We start from the raw sequence: 18,974 nt of genomic DNA on the forward strand, positions 1-18,974 counted from the left end.
CTTGCCTAGCGCAGTCGGAGCGCCTTCATCACCCTCAAGCTCCTGCTCATGAACTCCGCGTACTTCTCGTCGTCCATGCCGAGAGCCGGCGCCATCGGCAGCAGCCGCTGCTGGGCGATCGTCTGGGCCTCGGTGTACTTGAGGATGCCCTCGGAGCCGTGGCGGCGGCCTAGGCCGGAGTCCTTCATGCCGCCCATGGGCGACTGGACGCTGCCGTACGCGGACGCGTAGCCCTCGTTGACGTTGACCGTGCCGCAGCGGACGCGGGCGGCGACGGCACGGCCGCGGGTGGCGCTCTTCGTCCAGACCGAGGAATTCAGGCCGTACGGCGTGGAGTTGGCGAGGGCCACCGCCTCGTCGTCCGTCTTGAAGCGGTAGATGGAGACGACCGGGCCGAAGGTCTCCTCCGAGCAGACGGCCATCGGGGTCTCGACGCCGTCGAGGATGGTCGGCTCGTAGAAGTAGGGGCCGATGTCCGGGCGGGCCGTGCCGCCCGCGAGGACCTTCGCGCCCTTGGCGACCGCCTCGTCGACGTGCTTCGTCACCGTCTCCAGCTGGCGTTCGCCGACCAGCGAGCCCATGTCGGCGCCGTACGCGAGGGACTTGCCGAGCCGCATCGCCTTCGTACGGGCGACGAAACGCTCGACGAACGCGTCCGCGATCGACTCGTGGACGTACAACCGCTCGATGGAGATGCAGAGTTGGCCGGCGGAGGAGAAGCAGGCCCGGACCGCGCCCGCCGCCGCCTTCTCTATGTCGGCGTCCTCCAGGACCAACATGGCGTTCTTGCCGCCGAGTTCGAGCGAAACGCCTACCAGACGCGCGGCGGCGCCCTGCGCGACCTCGCGGCCGGTGCGGGTGGAGCCGGTGAAGGAGACGTAGTCGGCGTGCTTGACGACCTCGGGGCCGACGACCGGGCCCTCACCGAGGACGACCTGGAAGACATCGGCGGGCAACCCGGCCTCGATGAGCAGGTCCCGGGCCCACAGGGCCGTCAGACAGGTCTCCGTGTCGGGCTTCATCACGACCGCGTTGCCCGCGACGAAGGCCGGGATCGCGTCGCCGACCGACAGTTCCAGCGGGTAGTTCCAGGGGGCGATCTGACCAACCACCCCGCGCGGGTGGCGCAGTTCGGTGACCTTGGTGAGGGTGGGCATCGCGCCCGCGTGCCGCTTCGGCTTCAGATAACGGGGTGCCATACGGCCGTAGTGACGGGCGGCCACGGCGACGGCCTGGACCTCCTCGTGGGCGTGCAGGCGGGCCTTGCCGGTCTCCAGCTGGATGAGGTCGAGCACCTCGGCCTGGCGGGCCAGCACCAGGTCGTGGAAGCGGAGCAGCACGGCGGCGCGCTGCCGTACCGGGGTCTGCTCCCAGACGGTCTGCGCGGTGCGGGCCCGCTGGTACGCCTTCTCCACGTCCTCGGGGGTGGACTCGGGCAGGTCGGCCAGCTTCTCGCCGGTGAACGGGGTGTGGTTGGCGGTGCGGCCGGAGCCGACGACACCCTTGGTGAGCTGGGCGATCAGCTCGGGCGTGACCACGTCCGCGGCGGTGCGGGCGCCTGTGGGCGCGGGGGCCAGGGGGTTCGTACCGGTGGGGGCGTCGGTGCCGGGCTTTACCGGGGCCTGCGAGTCCGTCATGAGCCGCAGGGTATGACGGCTCGGAGGCTTTGGGTACCCATGGGTAACCCGGATTCACTGTCTACGCACAAGCCGCCAGTGACCACTGGCAACAAATCCGCTGATCAGGGCGTTGAGCGCGACCTGAAGTCACTGCTTCTCGATTTCGAGCTGGTCGCGTGCCCCCTTGAAGACCTCGGTACCCCGCTTCTCGTCCGGTGTCCCCTTGGGCATGTCGACGCGCAGCTCGTACAGCCGGCCGTCGTCGGTCAGGATCTCCACCTGCATGACCCGGACGAGCCTGCCCTCGGTGTCGTAGGTGGTGTCGGCCTGGACGGACTTGTAGCCGTCGACGGTCGTGTTGGTGTACTGGGTGGTCGACTGGCCGTAGCCCGCCCAGATCTCGGCGGCGTGCTGGGCCTGACCCATGGGCGAGCGGGGTGCCTTGTCCCAGAGGGTGAGGCGCACCTGGATGACCTCGTCGTTGTCGTAGATCGCCATCCGGGGCTGGTCGTCGGCGTCGCCCTGCTCATGGAAGCGGACGTACTGGCGGGGCAGGGCGAGCACCGCCCTCAGGTCCTTCTCCTCGTGGGCCAGCCAGCTGCCGAGGGTGGGGAGGGCCTCGGTGGGCGCGGGGACGGTGGTGGGTACGGCAGGGGGTACGGAAGGGGGTACGGCGGACGGGGTGCCGGGTGCCCCCGCGACCGCCGCATCGTCGCCGCTGGTCTCGACGATCGCGCCCTCGAACACCATGCCCACGGCCACGAGAACGACAGCACCGGCCAGGACCGCGAGGGCCACCCGCAGTCGGCGTCGGCGCCGCGCGGGCTTCGGGGCGGGCAACGAGGTGGCTCGGGTCTCGGGGGAGGGCTCGGGTACGGATGCGCCTGGTACGGGTGTGCCAGGCACCGGTGTCTCGGGCACGGACTCGCGCTCAGGCTCGGGCTCGGGCTCGGGCTCGGGCTCGGGCTCGGGCTCGGGCTCGGGCTCGGCTGAAGCGCTGTCCCCCCGCAACCGCACCGTTCCCGCGTCGTCCGCGAACTCACTTATCCCCGACGGCTCCTGAGCCACAGTCAACTCCCCGCGCTCCGGCGCCTTCGGGAGCGGCCAGCCCTTGGCCACCGCCTCCAGGGCCGCCGTGACCTCGTCCGCGTCGGGGCGCTCGGCGGGGTCCTTCACCAGCAGCCGTACGAGCAACGGGCCGAGCGGGCCCGCCTGTTGGGGCTGGGGTGTCTCGGCGGCGAGGATCGCGGCGAGCGTGGACTCCAGGGTCGTACGGCGGAAGGGGGACCAGCCCTCGACGGCCGCGTAGAGGAGTACGCCGAGCGACCACAGGTCGGAGGACGGGCCCGCGCCCCGGCCCGACATGCGCTCGGGGGCGATGAACTCGAGGGAGCCGACGAACTCCCCGCTCATCGTGAGGGATTCCTCGCCCATGATGTGGGCGATGCCGAAGTCGGTGAGGACGACCCTGCCGTGCTTTCCGAGCAGGACGTTGGCGGGCTTCACGTCCCGGTGGACGATCCCGACGGAGTGCGCGGCGCGCAGCGCGCCGACCACGGCGAGGCCGATGCGCGCGGACTCGGCGGGCTCGATGGCACCGCGCTGGAGCACCTCGTGCAGGGACTCGCCGCGCACCAACTCCATGACGATCCAGGGGAGTCCGTCCTCGACGACGACATCGTGGACGGAGACGGCGGAGGGATGGTCGACGCGCGCGGCGGCCCGCGCCTCCCGGTGGAGGCGGTGGGCGATCCGCTGATGGGCGGCGTCCTGCGGGTCCCCGGGCAGCCTAGGCTGCTTGACGGCGACCTCACGCTCGACCAGCTCGTCCTGGGCCCGCCACACGGTGCCCATGCCGCCGGACCCGATGCGCTCGGTCAGCCGGTACCGGCCACCGACCAGCCGCCCCTCGTCGCCCTTGCTCCCCCGGTCCGTACCCCTGTCCGTACCCCTGTCCCCTCCGCCGTCCCCTCCATTGCTCATGCCCCATCCCTACCCTGCGAGGACGACGCTTGTCGACGCCGGTTCAGGGCGTCCGTCGTACGGCGGGGCAGTGCCGTACGTCCGACCGTCGCCGCCAGTTTGCGCAGCCGGCGCCAGTCCATGGGGGGCGTCGGCGCGGGAACGCCGGGCCGATGGCGCGGGACGCGGACGCGCAGGGCGCCCGGTTCGACGCGGCAGCGGACGGGGGTGGGCAGGACGAGTGCCTCGCCGTCGAGGCCGACCTCGATCTCGGGCAGGTCGGCCTCGACGACGACCTCGTGGGCGGTGACGACGGTCAGGCCGGTGGCGTACCGGCCGAGGAGCAGTTCGGCGGCCTGGGCGGCGTCCTCGACCTTGATGCCGAGCACGCCGAGGACACCGGCGTCCAGGCGCTCGCGGCGGCCGAGGCCGGCCAGGTCGTCCATGCGGTAGCGGTTGTTGCTGACGAGCAGGGCCTGCGGTGCGTGGACGGTGGTCTCGCCGTCACGCGTCTCCGCCTGGGGGTACGCCCGTGCGGTCAGCGTCGCGCCGCGCTCGAAGGTGAGCAGCTCGGGCAGCAGGCCCAGGGTGGTGCCGACCTTGTCGTCGCGGTAGGCGGGGCTCTGCACGATCGAGGCGTACGCGCCGAAGGAGGCGTTGTTGACGAAGGGGCGGCTGTCCGCCGTACCGCCCACGTGGGTGTCGAGGAAGCCGAGGTCCACGCGCAGCTCCACGCCGCCCGCGTCCGTGAGGGCGTCGAGGCAGGTCGCCGGGTCGTCGCGGTCGAGGCCGAGGTCCATGGCGAAGTGGTTGCGCGTACCGGCGGACACGACGAGGAAGGGCAGGCCGTGTTCGGCGGCGACGCCCGCGACGAGGGCCTGGGTGCCGTCGCCGCCGGCCACGCCGAGCAGATCCGCGCCGGCCGCGACCGCCGCCCGGGCCAGGGCGACGACGTCCTCGGGCTCGGGTTTGTCGGGGTCGAGCAGATGGACGCGGGCGCCGAGCCGCTCCGCCTTCTCGCGCAGCCGGAAGCGCTCGACCTTGCCGCCGCCGGAGCGCGGGTTCATGAGGAGGAAGGGTCGGCGGGGCGCCGGCACCTCGTACTCACGGACCGGCACGACATGGGACTTGGTGCTGCTCAGCGCGAATTTCCCGGCCCACACGGCGACGCACCACAGGACGATGGAGGCGAGCGCGGGCCCCAGCAGATTGGCGGTGGCGAAGAGGACGACGACAGCGATCGGGGTGGCCACGGCGAGCACCGCCCCCACGCCCCGTACGAGGCCGCGCCGGGCGAGCGCCCACCACAGGCCGGAGGCCGTGAGCACGGCTCCGCCGATGCCGACCACGCCGAGCAGCAGGCTGCCCATGCCCGCGTATCCGATCGGCAGCAGCACCGCCAGCCCGGCGGCCCCGAGCGCCCCGCGCGCCGCCCAGCGCTGCCGGGCATGCGCACGCCCGAACAGCTCGATGCCCACGCCGGTTCCCATGTCCATGTCGACGTTTTAGCAGAGTTCGTAATCCGCCCGCGCACGGATGGAACAAAGCGGGCATTCAGGGGGTGACCCGGCTCACCCCACCCGAGCAGGATGATCACGGCGCCCTAACCTTGAAGGCACGATCAGGTCACGGTATCTTCACCACCCAGTCGCCACGCATATCCGAAACGGCGCACGCATTCGCACTTCACCCTCCACATTCCACCCCCGGCATTTCGCCCTTCGCACTTTTTGGAGAACGTGACGATGACCGTGCCCGAAACGGACTCTCCGAGACAGCACGAAATACGTGAAACCGTCGAAATTGACGTACGGCATCATGTCTCGCGGGCCGAACTGCGCGGTACCCGGGTGCGATTGGCCGGATATGCCTATCTGCACCGGGTGGAGACGCACGACGTCACGACCGAACTCGTCGTGCGCGAAAGGGAGACGGGAACGGAGTACCGGCTGCCCGTCACGCACACCGCGTCCCCGCACCTCGGCGCCGACGAGGACGAGGGGCGGTACGCGTACGAGAAGGCCGGGTTCGAGGCCGCCTTCGACATCGACACCCTCGCCGACGGCTCGCCCCTCGCCGACGGGCTGTGGGACATGTCCCTGGCCGTCGGCGCCCAGGGGCTCACGCGCGAGGTGCGCATAGGCAGCAGACGGGCCGAGCGGCTGGCGGGCCGTCCCGACGTACGGATCACGGAGACCGTACGAGGTCGGCGTGCCGTCACCCTCTACACGACCGTTCCGTACGGCAACTACACGATCGACCTCGGCGAGCGGAAGCACCCGGTGCTGAAGCGGCTCACCTTCGGGGCCGTCCGCTGGCACGCCGGCCGTCCCACCGAGCTGCTGGTCACCGGCCGCTGCACCCTCGGCGCGTACCCGCGCGGCGCGCTGACCGTGCACCTCACCAACGAGGACGAGCCGGATGCCACGGCCGTCTTCCCCGCCGTACGGCCCCCGCACGGCGAGCAGTTCACCGTCCACATACCCGTCCCCGAGCTGGCGCCCGGCGTGTGGAGCGGCGAACTCCGGCTCGGGGAAAGAGCGTTGCCGCTGCCGCAGCCGCCGAAGAAACTGGGTGCGGCCAAGTGGTGGCGGCGAAACGGACTTTGGTACGCGAAGCCGGTATTCCGGCCGGAGGGCGGGTTCGCGCTGCGCGTGGGGAGAACTGGGAAAGCGGGACTTCTCAGAGCGGCTCTCGGTCTCGTGATTCGCCGCTTCCCCCGCTAATTGACGAAGGTGTCCAGGGCGACGTCGAAATACTCCTTCGCCTCCCGCACCTTCCCGACGGGCGCCGACACCCATACGTCGTACATCCGCCCGCCCTCCTCCCAGCACAGGTCGTAGGTGTGGCGGGGGCCCTCGGTCGTACTGAAGCCGTCCCAGGTGAACTCCCAGAGCGCGGCGGCCTGTTGACCGTGCACGGTCTCGGTGACCCGTCCGTCGCGGTAACCTGGGTTCGAGGAGGGCCCGTTGGCGTGCGCCCGCTGCATCACCCCGAGCGGGCCGCCCGGTTGGGGGTCGACGACCCTGATCCCGAGCCGGAAGGTCTCCCCCGGTGACAGATAGAAGACCCGGTCCTTCTGCTCGGTCCGCGTGAAACCGTCCGGCACGGCGAGCGAGAAGCCGCGCGGGTCCTGGGCGAGGCGGTAGCCGGAGGGAGCGGTCCGGGAGGAAGGGCTACCGGAGGGAGAGGGAGTGGGCGTGGGAGTGGGCCCGGTCGTGCTGGTCGACACCTCCGTCGCCCCCGACACCGTCGCCGTGCTCCCCGGCCTCCCGCCCCCGCCGTCCCCCGAGTTCATCAGCAGCGCCGCCGCGGACACCCCTGCCCCGGCCAGCGCCGCGACCAGCACCGCGGTGACGAGCATCGTCCGCCCGGAGGGCCGCGCCGACTGGTCCGTCGTACGAGGAGAAGAGGTCCGAGAAGCAGAGGTGCGAGAAGCAGAGGTGCGAGGGGATGGGGTACGCGATGAAAGGCGCCGCAGGGAGAGGGTGCGGGGTGACGGCGTCGGCGCCGGTTTCCCGCCGGAGTCCTCGCCCCGCCGGTCCTGCTGCCGGGCCGGCGAGTACCCGGCCGACAGCTTCGGCGTACGCCCGGTCGCCCGGAACGCCCGCAGCATCCGTTCCGCCTGTGTCGCGTCGAGCCGCCGCTCGGGATCGCGTTCGAGGAGCCCCCGTACGACGGGCAGGAGCGGCGCGGCCTGAGCCGGTGGCCGTACCTCGTCGATCACGACGGCGTGCAGGATGCCGCCCAACGAGTCGCGCCGGAACGGCGATTCACCGCTCAGCGCCGTACAGATCAGCGCGCCGAGCGACCACAGGTCGGACTCCGGCCCGGTCCTGGTCCCGGACATCCGCTCGGGCGCCGTGTACTCGGGCGAGCCGACGAAGGAGCCGCTCTCGGTGAGGGTGGTCGCGCCCGCGACCTGGGCGATCCCGAAGTCGGTGAGGACGATCCGGTCGGTGCCGTCTTCCAGGAGGACGTTCGCGGGCTTGATGTCCCGGTGCAGGACACCGGCGGCGTGGGCCGCGCCGAGGGCGCCGAGCAGGGCGATGCCGATCCGGGCGGCCTCGTCGGCGTCGACGGGACCGTCCCCGGAGATCCGGTCGGCGAGCGAGCCGCCGTCGATCAGCTCCATGACGATGTACGGGCGTTCGTCGTCCTCGACGACATCGTGGACGACGATGATGTGCGGGTGGTGCAGCTGGGCGACCGCGCGCGCCTCGCGCAGGGTGCGGTCGCGGCGCAGCCGGGCCTCGTCCGCCGAGAGGGAGGTGTCCTGCGTCAACTCCTTGACCGCGACCCGCCGTTCGAGCAGCTGGTCGGTCGCCCGCCAGACGACACCCATGCCGCCCCGGCCGAGCCTGGCCTCCAGGCGGTACCGCCCGGCGATCACACGGAAGCTGTCCCCCTCGGTCCCCATGCGCCTCATCATGCCGCACCGGAGGGCAGGGCTCCGGGGCGCCGAGCGGCGGATGACCGACAACCGCCCTACCAGGCGTGCCGTATGCGCGGCGGTGTCAGCCGGAGTTCGGGCGCCAGCCCCGCAGCACCGCCGTGAACTGCTCGCTCGCAGTCGCCCAGTCGGCCGCCGGAGAGGACATGTAGAGCAGGTACTCGGCGCCGTCGCGGCCGAGATACGCCTGCTCGATGGCCCGCCGCGGCCCCGGGAACCCCCCGTCCTTCGCCAGCGCGGTCCAGGTGAAGTCCCAGAGCGAACCCTTGCGGTCGCGGTAGACGTTCGACTCCAGGCTCACCCTCTTGTACTCGCTGAGCTTCTGGAGCTGCTGTTCCAGGTCGAGTTGGTGGAGGTAGGGGTCGTCGAAGTCCGGGGACTCGTCGATGGCGATACGCAGGAAGTGCTCCCCGCCGTCGGGCGAGTAGTCGATCTGCCCGTTCGTCTCCGTCCGCGTCCACCCCTGGGGCAGCGAGAGACTGAAACCGGCCGGATCCTCGACCCGCACCCAGTCCTTGGGCACGGTGCCCGGCACGGCGGAAGGCTGCGCACTCGCACTCGCCGTAGCGGAGGGAGAGCCGGAGGGCGTGGCGGACGGCGAGGCCGAGACAGCCGAACCGGCCTTCTTCGAACCGGAGTTCCACTGGTGCAGCCCGAACACCCCACCCCCGCCGACAAGCACGACCAGCGCGGCGACGAGGGCGACCGTACGACCCCGGCGGCGCGGCCCGGCCGGACCGACAGGACTCGCCTGCGCCGGGCTGATCGGACCGAACGCCCCCTGAACCGGCGTGGCGGAGCCGACCGCGGCCCCGCCCATCCGGAAGGTCCCGACCTCCCCCTCCGCGGGTGTCCGCATCGCCGCCCCCGTATGAAGCGTCGGCACGTACTGCTCGGCCGCGCGGGGCCGTCGCCCCTCCGCCGCCTCCGCGAGCATCTGCTCGGCCTCGGCCGCTCCGGGCCGTACGGCGGGATCCTTGAGGAGCAGGGCCGTGATGACGGGCGCGAGCGGACCGGCGTACCGCAGCTCGTCGGCCTCGTCCTCGACGACCGCCTGCATGGTGGTCAGCGGGGACGTGCGGCGGAACGGGGAGCGGCCCTCGACGGCCGTGTACAGCGTGGCACCGAGCGCCCACAGGTCGGAGGAGGGCCCCGGGTCCTCGCCGCGCAGCCGCTCGGGGGCGAGGTAGTCGACCGAGCCGACGATCTCCCCCGTACGCGTGATGGTCGTGTCCCCCTCGACCTGGGCGATCCCGAAGTCGGTGAGCAGGACCCGGCCGTCCTGGGAGAGCAGGACGTTGCCAGGCTTGATGTCACGGTGCAGTACGCCGGCGGCGTGCGCGGCGGTCAGCGCGCGCAGCACCCACAGGCCGACCCGCGCGGCCTCGCGCGGCTCGATCCGTCCGGCCTCCTTGACCGCGTCGGCCAGCGAGTGGCCCTCGACGAGTTCCATCACGATCCACGGGCGGCCGTCGTGGTCGAGTACGTCGTGCAGGGTGACGACGGCGGAGTGGTTGATCCGCGCCGCCGCGCGCGCCTCGGCCCGGGTCCGGGCGAGCAGGACGGCCTTCTCGCTCTCGGCCACGTACAGCGCGGCCGTCAGCTCCTTGACGGCGACGGCACGGTGCAGCAGCTCGTCGTGCGCACGCCACACGCGGCCCATGCCGCCGCTGCCGATGACGTCGACGAGCCGGTAGCGGCCCGCGAGGAGCAGGCCCTGCATCTCATTCACGTTTCCCCGCAATGGTCTTGACAGGGGCAAGACTAAGGAGCCCCCTCGCCGGAGGGAACCGCAGGGGTGCCTACGGGGACAGCACTGTGACGGTTCTGCCCGTGAAGCCTGCCCTCGAGGTCAGCCGGTGAACTGGTAGGTGGCCGCCGCCTGTTCGTACAGGCGCGTCACCTCGTCCCGCTCGGCCTCCGGCCCGCGCACCTGGACCACGTGGTACCGCCCGTCGATCACTATCGCGAGATTGCGTACGAACACCTCGCTGCCGGAGCTGTTCTGCCAGGTGAACTGCCCCTCGGCCATGGTCCGTCCGCCGACCTCGATGGTCCGCATCCCACTGGAGGTGGCCCAGGTCGAGTCGCGGAACGGCTGTAGCTCGTACTCCCGCTCCCGCTGGTACGCCATCGGATCGGCGCCGTACTGCTGCGTGGTGTCCCGGCCCGGTACGACGATCAGCTCGAACGAGCCGTGCGAGTAGACGACTTGGCCGCGCCCGTTCTTCGCCGCCCGGTCCCACCCGTTGGCGACGGCGACCCGGAAGCCCTCGGGGTCGGTACGCAAGGTGAAGCCGGCGGCGACATCGGGCCCGGTGGTCGTCTCCGGCTCGGACGAACCGGCCGACGGGGAGGCGCTGTTGCCGTTCCCGCTGCCGGGCGAGGTCTGCTCGGGCCGCGGTTCGCTGCTCGCGTCCGGGTTCTCGGCCGACTGCTCCGGCGCCGTGCTCACCTCTCCGGCAGAACCGGTCCGCTCCCCGTCCTGATCCCCGCTGCTCTTGGCCTTCGGCATGAAGAACATGGCGTACGCGATCGCCGCGGCCAGCGCGAGCAGTATCACGAGGAGCAGGTTGCGGCCCAGTCTGCGCGGCGCCCGCTTCTCCTGCCTGCCCCGCTTGTGCCGGCCGTGCGGTCCGGTCGCGGGCAGCCCTGCCCGGCGCCTGCGCACCAGCTCGCCCCGGCGCCGTACGATCGGCAGCCGGCGCGGATCGGTGGGCGGCGCGGCGACGGTGTACAGACCGGCCTCGGGCTCCGGCGCCGACCGGACGAGGGAGCGCAGCCAGCCGTTCAACTCCTCGAAGTCGAGCCGCTCGGTGGGGTCCTGGCGCAGCAGTGACTCCACGACGGGCCTGAGCGGGCCGCACTCCTCGGCGAAGGCGGGCGGCTCGGCGCACACCAGCTGCACCAGCTCGGCCGTCGACTCCTCGGGGTAGGGCGCATGGCCCTGTACGGCCCTGAAGAGCAGCGCGCCGAGCGCCCACAGGTCGGTCGCGGGACCGATGGGCGGGGCCAGCTGCCAGTTCTCGTGCACGGGACCGGCCTGCTCGGGCGCCCATCGCTCGGTCACCGCCCCTACGACGGCCATCCGGGCCTGCCGGGCCCGCTCGGCGGCCAGCGGGGTCGCGGGCCCACGCCGGGGGGCACCGCCGGCGACCACGTCGTCCCAGCGGCCCGGGGTCCGGCCGGGGACACGATCGGCGGGCGGGACCTGGTCCCTGGGCATGTCCTGGGGCGCGTCCTGGGGCTGAGCGTGAGTCGGCGGCCAGGGCTGCCGGTGTTGTTGCTGATGCTGGTGTTGCTGCTGGTGCGGAACGCTGTCGGCGACCCCGCTCGTCACGGCACCGTTCGCTGCGGCGGGGAGCGCGCTGCGTGCCTGTCCGGCATGCCCGGCCTGGCCGGGAATCCCGGTCGCGGGGGCGATGCCACCGTTCCAGGCGGCAGGCGTACGCACGCCGTAGGGGTCGGCGATCTGTCCCGGAGGCGGAGTGGCCGGGCCACGCTCCACACCGGTGCCGTGCGCACCGCCACCGGCGCCGCCCGCCTCGATCGACGGCCGGGCACCGGGCAGCGCGGTACGCCCGCTCTGCTCGGCCTCCTGGACCCGGGCCGCGGCCCGCGCCCCCGCCCGATACGCGGCGATCGCCCCTGCCCGCGCCGCCCGGATGTCCCCGCCGGTCTCCAAGGCCCGCCGCTCACCCCCGGCGGAGCCTCCCTCGCTCCCCTCGGCACCGGTCCCGGGCACCCCGCCACCGGCCCGCGCCTCGATGGCGGCACGCCGGGCAGCCTCGGGATCCCCGGCAGCGTCCCCGGCGAACGTCCCCCCGGGAACTCCGTAACCTCCTCCGGCACCGGTTCCGGACACCCCACCGCCCCGTGCCTCGGCAGCGGCCCGCCGAGCGGTCTCGGGATCCCCTCCGGAACCCCCGGCGAACGTCCCGCCGGAAACGCCGTAACCCCCGCCCGCACCAGGACGACCGGCCCCGCCACCCGTCCGCGCCTCGATGGCGGCACGCCGGGCGGCTTCGACATCCCCGGCGGAAGGCCCGGCGAACGTCCCCCCGGGAGCCCCGTAGTTGACGCCCCCGGCCGGGTGGCCCGAGACGCCGACCCCGCCGCCGGGCAACCCCTGACGCCCCGCCGCACCCGGACCACTCGGCAACGGAGCCGGTGACTGCCCGTACCCTCCGCCCCCGCCACTACCACCCGGCCCCGCGCCGCCACGCGCCCCCGGAGCGCCAACTGCCGCGCCGCCTATGGCCTTCGCGCCTTCGTGTGCCCCAGCCGCGGCCCCAACCGCCCCTGACGTGTCCCGGCCCGGCACCGGGTCGTACCCGCACAGCGCCTCTTCCGCCGCGCCGGCCGCCAGCCCGGTGAGCATCACGCGCCCGTCGTCGCAGACGAGCACCGTGCGCTCGGTGATGTTGCGGTGCACCCAGCCGTGGGCGTGCAGCACGCGCAGTGCCATGAGGACGTCGGCGGCGACCTCGGCCGCGCGGTACGGCGTCAGAGGCTTCTCGGCGAGCAGCGACTCCAGCGACCGCGCCGGCACCAGTTCACTCACTATCCACAGCGAACCGCCCTGCGCGAACACGTCGAAGACCTGGTCGAGCCGTGGATGATCGGGGATGGACGCGGCGGCCTGCGCGGCCTCGATGGCACGCCGTACGGCGGGATCGCTGGGCCGGCGTGTGGCCGTGGACCGTGTGTCGGACGCTCGCGCCCGACGCCCGTCCCGTGCTACGAACCCGTCCGGCAGCCCGTCCGAGTCGAGTACCTCGGCCTCGACGACCTCGGGCAACGGCACCTGCCTGACCAGGACTTCCTGCCCGCTATAGGTGTCCCAGGCACGCGTCTCGCGGAGTTCGAACTCGTCGGACGCGGGCAGCGGCAGGCGGTAGCGGTCGGCGAGCACCCGCCCCGCATATTCCTCCACGATGCCTCCCCCGGCCGCCCGGCTGCTCAATTCCGTTCGCCATACGTCCCGTTCTGGATGCGTACGGTCCGCAACCACTCACGATACGTGCCGGAGGCAAGTCACAAAGAGAGGATGCGAGATCTCACGGCCTCAACTCGGAACCGCGCACATCACGATTTCGGCTCGAACGTCTCCGTGAACGTCCGCCATGTCTCCTTGCGCAGCTCGGTGCCCCAATTGGACGCTTTCGCCGTGTACATCAGCGCATACCCGGATTGGCTGTTGACGACGAACCCCCGGTCCACCGACCGGTACGTCGTCCCGCCGTCCGCATAGGTGAACTCCCAGTCGGCCGTGTTCCAGCCGCGGTAGTTCACCTTCGCTATTCGGATCCTGTCGTACTGCGAACGCGTCATGTACTGCTCTTGGTTCTCCCAGTCCGCCACGGGATCGGACTTGGGCGTAGTGGTCCACCCGACGAGCAGTTTCTGCCCGGCGGGCCCCGCGAACCGGGCGCCCGCGGCCCCTGTGGACTCGAACTTCCACCCGGTGGGCAACCCGATGGAGAACCCCTGCCCACTCGTGTAAGTGGACACACCCGAGACACCACCGGACTCGCTCGCCGTCGCACTGGGCGAGTTCACCGTGCCCGCCCCCGTACCCGAGCCGGTTTCCGCCTCGGCGCTCTTCGAGGCGTCGGCGCTCTGCCCGCCGTCCGCGCGAGTGCCGTCGTCCTTGTCCTCCTTGGTCTCGGCTGAGGCCGAGGCGGAGGAAGTCACCTTGCCGCCACCGCTCTTCGCGCCGCCGGCAGCATCGTCGGCGGAGTCGTCGCCCCCGAGCACGAGGGCCAGCACCACGCCGAGCACGATGACCGCGATGACCACCCCGATGATCACCAGCGTCCGCTTGGGCACCACATCGGTGATCGGCGCCCTGGGCACCGGCCGAGGCGGCAGATCCGGCGGCGGCACGACAGGCCACCCCGAACTCCGCCCCGCGGTACCGGCGTTGCCCGCCGGAGCCCCGGCATCCCGAGCCTTGCCGTCCCGCGCCCCGGGAACAACGGCCCCCTGAGCACCACCACTCTTCGCAGCCTCACCCGCCACCCCGGCGGAAGCCGCACTCCCGGATGCCGCGCCACCGGAGGCCGAACTCCCGGAGGGCGCACTCCCAGAGGCCGCGCTGCCCGAGGCCGAACTCCCGGAGGACGTGCCTCCAGAGGACACGGCACCCGCATCGGCCCCGGCCGCTGCTCCCCCAGACTCCGAAGTACCGGCGGCCCCAGCGGAGTCGGCGCCCTTCGTACGTACAGCCGCCCCCGCCCCGGCCCCCGCCGCGACAGCCGCCGCCTTCTTCACGGACCGGAACGCCCCACGGAACCGCTCGCCGGCCTCCTCGCCCCGCTTGCCCCCGGAGCCCGAGTCGGCCGAACTCTTGCTCTCCGCGCCCTTGTCCGCCCGCTTGCCCTTGCCCGGAACAGGCGGCAACGGCACGACCTTCGTGACGTCCGCCGGCTCCGGCTCGGCCTCCTTGGGCTCGGGCGCGTGGATCACCGCGTTGAGCATCGTGCGCGCACCGGCGTCGTCGAGCCGCTTGGCGGGATCCTTGGTGAGCAGTCCGTAGATCACGTCCTTCAGCGGGCCCGCGTTCTTCGGCTCCTCCAGCTGCTCCGTCATCACGGCGGTCAGCGTCGCGATCGCGGACCCCTTGTCGTACGGCGGCACACCCTCGACCGACGCGTACAACAGGCCGCCGAGCGACCAGAGGTCGGCTGCCGGGCCGGGCTTGTGGCCTCGGGCCCGCTCCGGCGAGATGTAGGAGGGCGCGCCAACGAGCATGCCGGTCGAGGTGATCGACGGGTCGCCCTCGACCTGCGCGATACCGAAGTCGGTGAGGACGACCCGGCCGTCCACGGACATCAGCACGTTCGACGGCTTCACGTCGCGGTGCAGGATGCCCTCGCGGTGCGCGGACCTGAGCACGTCGAGGATCGCGAGGCCCACCTCGGCCGCGCGCTGCGGCTCCAGGAGCCCGTCCTCACGGATGACCTCGGCGAGCGACTTGCCCTCGACGAGTTCCATGACGATCCACGGCCGGTCGTCCTCCTCGACCACGTCGAAGACGGTCACGGCGCTGTTGTTGCGGATCCGCGCGATCGCCTTGGCCTCGCGCAGCGTCCGCGTGATCAGCCGCCGCTTCTCCTCCTCGTCGATGCTCCCCGGGAACCGCAACTCCTTGACGGCGACGGTCCGGCCCAGGGTCTCGTCCTCCGCGCGCCAGACGGTGCCCATGCCGCCGCGGCCGAGGACCCCTCCCAGCCGGTACCGCCCGGCGAGGAGACGCTCACTCTTGTCCTCACGGGATGCGCCCGCCCGCTCCGCCTCCGACATGCGTCCCCTCATGCAACCCGCCCTGACAGAACCTCTATTGTCCCTCACCCGACAACCGGCCGACGCCCAGGGTGCCCCTCGGGACGGACGGTGGCCTGTGGGAAGAGGGACCGCGTGAAGCACGCGTTCCACCGCCCCACCTGCGGTCGGTGCCTCCTCACCTTCCGAACGACCTCGGAACGACCTCCGAATGAACACGGACAAGAGCGCGGGAACCGCCCCCGAACCGGCCCCGCCCGCCGCCGAGTTCCGCCCCCGCACCCCGTAGAACGGACGAGTGCCGGACAAAGATCCCAGTTCACGACACTCGTTCGAGTGACGATCGGAGGTTCTAGGGCAGTGTCGTGAAACGGCGTCAGAGCGGCACGATGTCCGGTGCGCCCAGCCGCGCCGCGTCCGCCGTCAGGTCGTCCGGCTGACGCTGCGACTCGCGCTCGGCCTCCACTCGCTTGTCGTAGTGCTGGACCTCGCGCTCGATCTGGTCCTTGTCCCAGCCGAGGACCGGCGCCATCAGCTCCGCCGCCTCGCGGGCACTGCGCGTCCCCCGGTCGAACGTCTCGATGGAGATCCGGGTCCGCCGCGTCAGCACGTCGTCGAGATGCCGCGCCCCCTCGTGCGAGGCCGCGTACACGACCTCCGCCCGCAGATAGTCCTCCGCCGCCTGGAGCGGCTCCCCCAGGGACGAGTCCGCGGCGATCAGATCGAGGACCTCCTGCGCCAGTGAGCCGTACCGATTCAGCAGATGCTCCACGCGCACCACATGCAGGCCGGTGCGCGCGGCCGTCCGCGCCCGGGCGTTCCACAGCGCGCGGTAGCCCTCGGCCCCGATCAGCGGCACGTCCTCCGTGACGCACTCGGCGACCCGCTGGTCGAGCCCGTGCACCGCCGCGTCGACGGCGTCCTTCGCCATCACCCGGTACGTCGTGTACTTGCCGCCCGCCACGACCACGAGGCCCGGCACCGGATGCGCCACGGTGTGCTCGCGCGACAGCTTGCTGGTGGCGTCGGACTCGCCGGCGAGCAGGGGCCGCAGGCCCGCGTACACACCCTGGACGTCATCCCTGGTCAGCGGCACGGCGAGCACCGAGTTCACATGTTCCAGCAGATAGTCGATGTCGGCGCTGGAGGCCGCCGGGTGGGCCTTGTCGAGGTCCCAGTCGGTGTCCGTCGTGCCGACGATCCAGTGCCTGCCCCACGGGATCACGAACAGCACGGACTTCTCGGTGCGCAAGATCAGCCCGGTAGCCGAGTGGATCCGGTCCTTGGGGACAACCAGGTGGATGCCCTTGGACGCCCGGACGTGGAACTGCCCGCGCTCGCCGACCATCCCCTGGGTGTCGTCGGTCCACACACCCGTGGCGTTGACGATCTGCCGGGCCCGGATCTCGTACTCCCCGCCGGCCTCGACGTCCTGCACCCGGGCGCCGACCACCCGCTCGCCCTCCCGCAGAAAGCCGGTCACCCGCGCGCGGTTGGCGACCTTCGCGCCGTACGCGGCGGCCGTGCGCACCAGGGTGGCCACATAGCGGGCGTCGTCCATCTGCGCGTCGTAGTACTGCAACGCTCCGACCAGCGCGTCCTTCTTCAAGGCGGGTGCGACGCGCAGAGCGTGACGACGGCTCAGATGGCGGTGCGTCGGCAGGCCCCGCCCGTGCCCGCGGGCCATCGACATCGCGTCGTAGAGCGCGACGCCCGACCCGGCGTACAGCCGCTCCCAGCCCTTGTGCTGGAGCGGATACAGGAAGGGCACCGGCTTCACCAGATGCGGTGCGAGCCGCTCAAGCAGCAGCCCGCGTTCCTTCAACGCCTCCCGGACGAGGGCGAAGTCGAGCATCTCCAGATAGCGCAGGCCGCCGTGGATGAGCTTGCTGGACCTGCTCGACGTGCCCGACGCCCAGTCACGGGCCTCCACAAGACCCGTGGACAGACCGCGGGTCACGGCGTCGAGCGCGGTGCCCGCGCCGACCACGCCCGCGCCCACGACCAGCACGTCCAGCTCACGCTCGGCCATCGCTGCCAGTGACTCGTCGCGCTGCGCCGGTCCCAGTGCCGCTGTCCTCATCGCTGCCTCCCGCTGTCGGTCGCGCCGGCCGTGTCCGTACGACCGGCTGTCTGCATCCCGTCGTACGGCTGCGCCTGCCCTGATCCCCCTGCCCGAATTCTGACCGGGTTGCCCGACTTCGGCCACCACCCGCCCTCAGCCTGTGGACAACCTCCACGGAAACACCTGCGGAAACTCGCCCACCCAATCCCACATATCGGTCATATTTACTCCTAGTCTGACATTGCGCTCGCCCGTCCAGTCCACAGGGCTTGCGCACCTGTCCCGCTTCGGCTACTGGGAAGGACGGCCCACGCATGCCCGCAGACCTCGCCGTCATCGGACTCGGACATCTCGGCCTGCCGCTGGCCCAGGCCGCCGTCGCCGCCGGCATCCCCACCCTGGGGTACAAGACCGGCCCCGAGGCGGGTTCCCTCACCGCCGCCGAACTGCGCCGGATGCTCTCCAGAGGCTTCCGGACAGCGGCCGGCCCCGCCGAACTCGGCCGCGTACGCACCGCGGTCATCTGCGCCCCCACCCCGCGCGGCGCCGACGGCACCCTGGACCTCAGCCAGGTCGAGGCAGCCGCCCGCACCCTGGCGGCCCGCCTGCGTCCGCACACCACGGTGATCCTGGAGTCACCGGTACAGCCCGGCACGACGGAGGAGTTCCTGCGCCCCCTCCTGGAAGAGGGCTCCGGCCTACGGGCGGGCCGCGACTTCCACCTCGCCTACTCTCCCAGCCGCGTCGACCCCGGCAACCGCGACTTCACGCCCGCCAACACCCCCAAGGTCATCGGCGGCCTCACCCCCGCCTGCACCGAGTCGGCCGCCGCCTTCTACAACCGGCTCACCGACAAGGTGGTACGCGCGCGTGGACCCCGGGAAGCGGAAACGGTCCAACTCCTGGAGACCAACTTCCGCCACGTCAACATCGCCCTCGTCAACGAGATGGCCGTCCTCTGCAACGACCTGGGCGTCGACCTCTGGGACGTCATCCGTTGCGCGGAGACCAAGCCGTTCGGCTTCCAGGCCTTCCGCCCCGGCCCGGGCGTGGGCGGCCACGCGGTCCCCCAGGACCTCCGGGGCCACACCGGCCACACCCTGCGCATGGTGGAACTCGCCCAGCAGGTCAACAACCACATGCCCCAGTACGTCATCCAGCGCGCGGCAACGCTCCTCAACGAGCACGGCAAGTCGGCCCGAGGCGCCCGCGTACTCCTCCTGGGAGTCACCTACAAGCCCGACCTCGCCGACCAACAGGGCTCCCCCGCCCAGGAGATCGCGATCCGCCTGATGGAACTGGGCGCCTCCGTCAGCTACCACGACCCCCACGTCCCGTCCTGGAGCGTCCTGAACCGCCCCCTCCCGCGCGCGGACTCCTTCTACGAGGCGGCGGCCGACGCCGACCTGACGATCCTCCTCCAGCAGCACCGGACGTACGACCTCCAGGGGTTGTCGGTGAAGGCGCAGCTGCTGCTGGACACGCGGGGGGCTACGCCTACGGGGGCGGCGCATCGGTTGTGAAGGGGGGCGCGTGCGGCTGGCTGCGCCTCCGGGGCTGGTGGCGCGGGGGATGCTTGCGTCGGTAG

At 71.9% G+C, this 18,974-nt stretch carries 10 protein-coding genes; 2 read left to right on the forward strand and 8 right to left on the reverse strand.

Features of this window, described 5'->3' with window-relative positions:
- Window positions 1–5 precede the first annotated feature (5 nt).
- The 3 genes from OG787_RS17405 to OG787_RS17415 all read right to left on the reverse strand — a co-directional run bounded on the left by OG787_RS17405 (window position 6) and on the right by OG787_RS17415 (window position 5,059).
- Window positions 6–1,637: a succinic semialdehyde dehydrogenase gene (locus OG787_RS17405; protein ID WP_369030630.1), complete on the reverse strand. Its 1,632-nt coding sequence runs from the start codon at window positions 1,635–1,637 to the stop codon at window positions 6–8.
- Window positions 1,638–1,766: 129 nt separating this feature from the next.
- Window positions 1,767–3,602, reverse strand: coding sequence for a serine/threonine-protein kinase (locus tag OG787_RS17410; protein ID WP_405535688.1), 1,836 nt, complete (start codon window positions 3,600–3,602; stop codon window positions 1,767–1,769).
- Window positions 3,599–5,059 carry a diacylglycerol/lipid kinase family protein gene (locus OG787_RS17415; protein WP_405540514.1) on the reverse strand — a complete coding sequence of 487 codons (1,461 nt, stop codon included), beginning with the start codon at window positions 5,057–5,059 and terminating at the stop codon, window positions 3,599–3,601. Before OG787_RS17415 ends, OG787_RS17410 begins: the two co-directional genes overlap by 4 nt.
- 267 nt (window positions 5,060–5,326) lie before the next feature.
- Here OG787_RS17415 and OG787_RS17420 point away from each other — a divergent pair, with 267 nt between their 5' ends.
- On the forward strand, window positions 5,327–6,307 hold the full coding sequence (locus OG787_RS17420) for a hypothetical protein (protein ID WP_369030628.1): 981 nt from the start codon (window positions 5,327–5,329) through the stop codon (window positions 6,305–6,307).
- Here the strand turns inward: OG787_RS17420 and OG787_RS17425 are convergent.
- The 5 genes from OG787_RS17425 to OG787_RS17445 all read right to left on the reverse strand — a co-directional run bounded on the left by OG787_RS17425 (window position 6,304) and on the right by OG787_RS17445 (window position 17,404).
- On the reverse strand, window positions 6,304–8,001 hold the full coding sequence (locus OG787_RS17425) for a serine/threonine-protein kinase (protein ID WP_405535689.1): 1,698 nt from the start codon (window positions 7,999–8,001) through the stop codon (window positions 6,304–6,306). The genes OG787_RS17420 and OG787_RS17425 overlap by 4 nt on opposite strands.
- Window positions 8,002–8,098: 97 nt before the next feature.
- Window positions 8,099–9,757: a serine/threonine-protein kinase gene (locus OG787_RS17430; protein WP_405540516.1), complete on the reverse strand. Its 1,659-nt coding sequence runs from the start codon at window positions 9,755–9,757 to the stop codon at window positions 8,099–8,101.
- 129 nt (window positions 9,758–9,886) lie between these two features.
- Complete coding sequence (locus tag OG787_RS17435; protein ID WP_405535690.1) at window positions 9,887–12,970, reverse strand: protein kinase domain-containing protein; 3,084 nt, start codon at window positions 12,968–12,970, stop codon at window positions 9,887–9,889.
- A gap of 152 nt (window positions 12,971–13,122) precedes the next feature.
- Window positions 13,123–15,342 carry a serine/threonine-protein kinase gene (locus OG787_RS17440; protein ID WP_405535691.1) on the reverse strand — a complete coding sequence of 740 codons (2,220 nt, stop codon included), beginning with the start codon at window positions 15,340–15,342 and terminating at the stop codon, window positions 13,123–13,125.
- A gap of 355 nt (window positions 15,343–15,697) precedes the next feature.
- On the reverse strand, window positions 15,698–17,404 hold the full coding sequence (locus OG787_RS17445) for a glycerol-3-phosphate dehydrogenase/oxidase (protein ID WP_369030625.1): 1,707 nt from the start codon (window positions 17,402–17,404) through the stop codon (window positions 15,698–15,700).
- Window positions 17,405–17,700: 296 nt separating this feature from the next.
- Here OG787_RS17445 and OG787_RS17450 point away from each other — a divergent pair, with 296 nt between their 5' ends.
- The gene (locus OG787_RS17450; protein WP_405535692.1) at window positions 17,701–18,909 is read left to right on the forward strand and encodes a nucleotide sugar dehydrogenase; all 1,209 of its coding nucleotides are present in this window, start codon (window positions 17,701–17,703) and stop codon (window positions 18,907–18,909) included.
- Window positions 18,910–18,974 lie beyond the last annotated feature (65 nt).

The sequence above is a fragment of the Streptomyces sp. NBC_00075 genome, assembly GCF_045041225.1.
GTDB classification, from domain to species: Bacteria; Actinomycetota; Actinomycetes; order Streptomycetales; family Streptomycetaceae; genus Streptomyces; species Streptomyces adonidis.

Bases quoted from the DNA above. Each gene is read 5' to 3' on its own strand.
- OG787_RS17405 (WP_369030630.1), bottom strand. From the start codon at position 1,637: ATGACGGACTCGCAGGCCCCGGTAAAGCCCGGCACCGACGCCCCCACC.
- OG787_RS17410 (WP_405535688.1), bottom strand. From the start codon at position 3,602: ATGAGCAATGGAGGGGACGGCGGAGGGGACAGGGGTACGGACAGGGGT.
- OG787_RS17420 (WP_369030628.1), top strand. From the start codon at position 5,327: ATGACCGTGCCCGAAACGGACTCTCCGAGACAGCACGAAATACGTGAA.
- OG787_RS17425 (WP_405535689.1), bottom strand. From the start codon at position 8,001: ATGGGGACCGAGGGGGACAGCTTCCGTGTGATCGCCGGGCGGTACCGC.
- OG787_RS17430 (WP_405540516.1), bottom strand. From the start codon at position 9,757: ATGCAGGGCCTGCTCCTCGCGGGCCGCTACCGGCTCGTCGACGTCATC.
- OG787_RS17440 (WP_405535691.1), bottom strand. From the start codon at position 15,342: ATGTCGGAGGCGGAGCGGGCGGGCGCATCCCGTGAGGACAAGAGTGAG.
- OG787_RS17445 (WP_369030625.1), bottom strand. From the start codon at position 17,404: ATGAGGACAGCGGCACTGGGACCGGCGCAGCGCGACGAGTCACTGGCA.
- OG787_RS17450 (WP_405535692.1), top strand. From the start codon at position 17,701: ATGCCCGCAGACCTCGCCGTCATCGGACTCGGACATCTCGGCCTGCCG.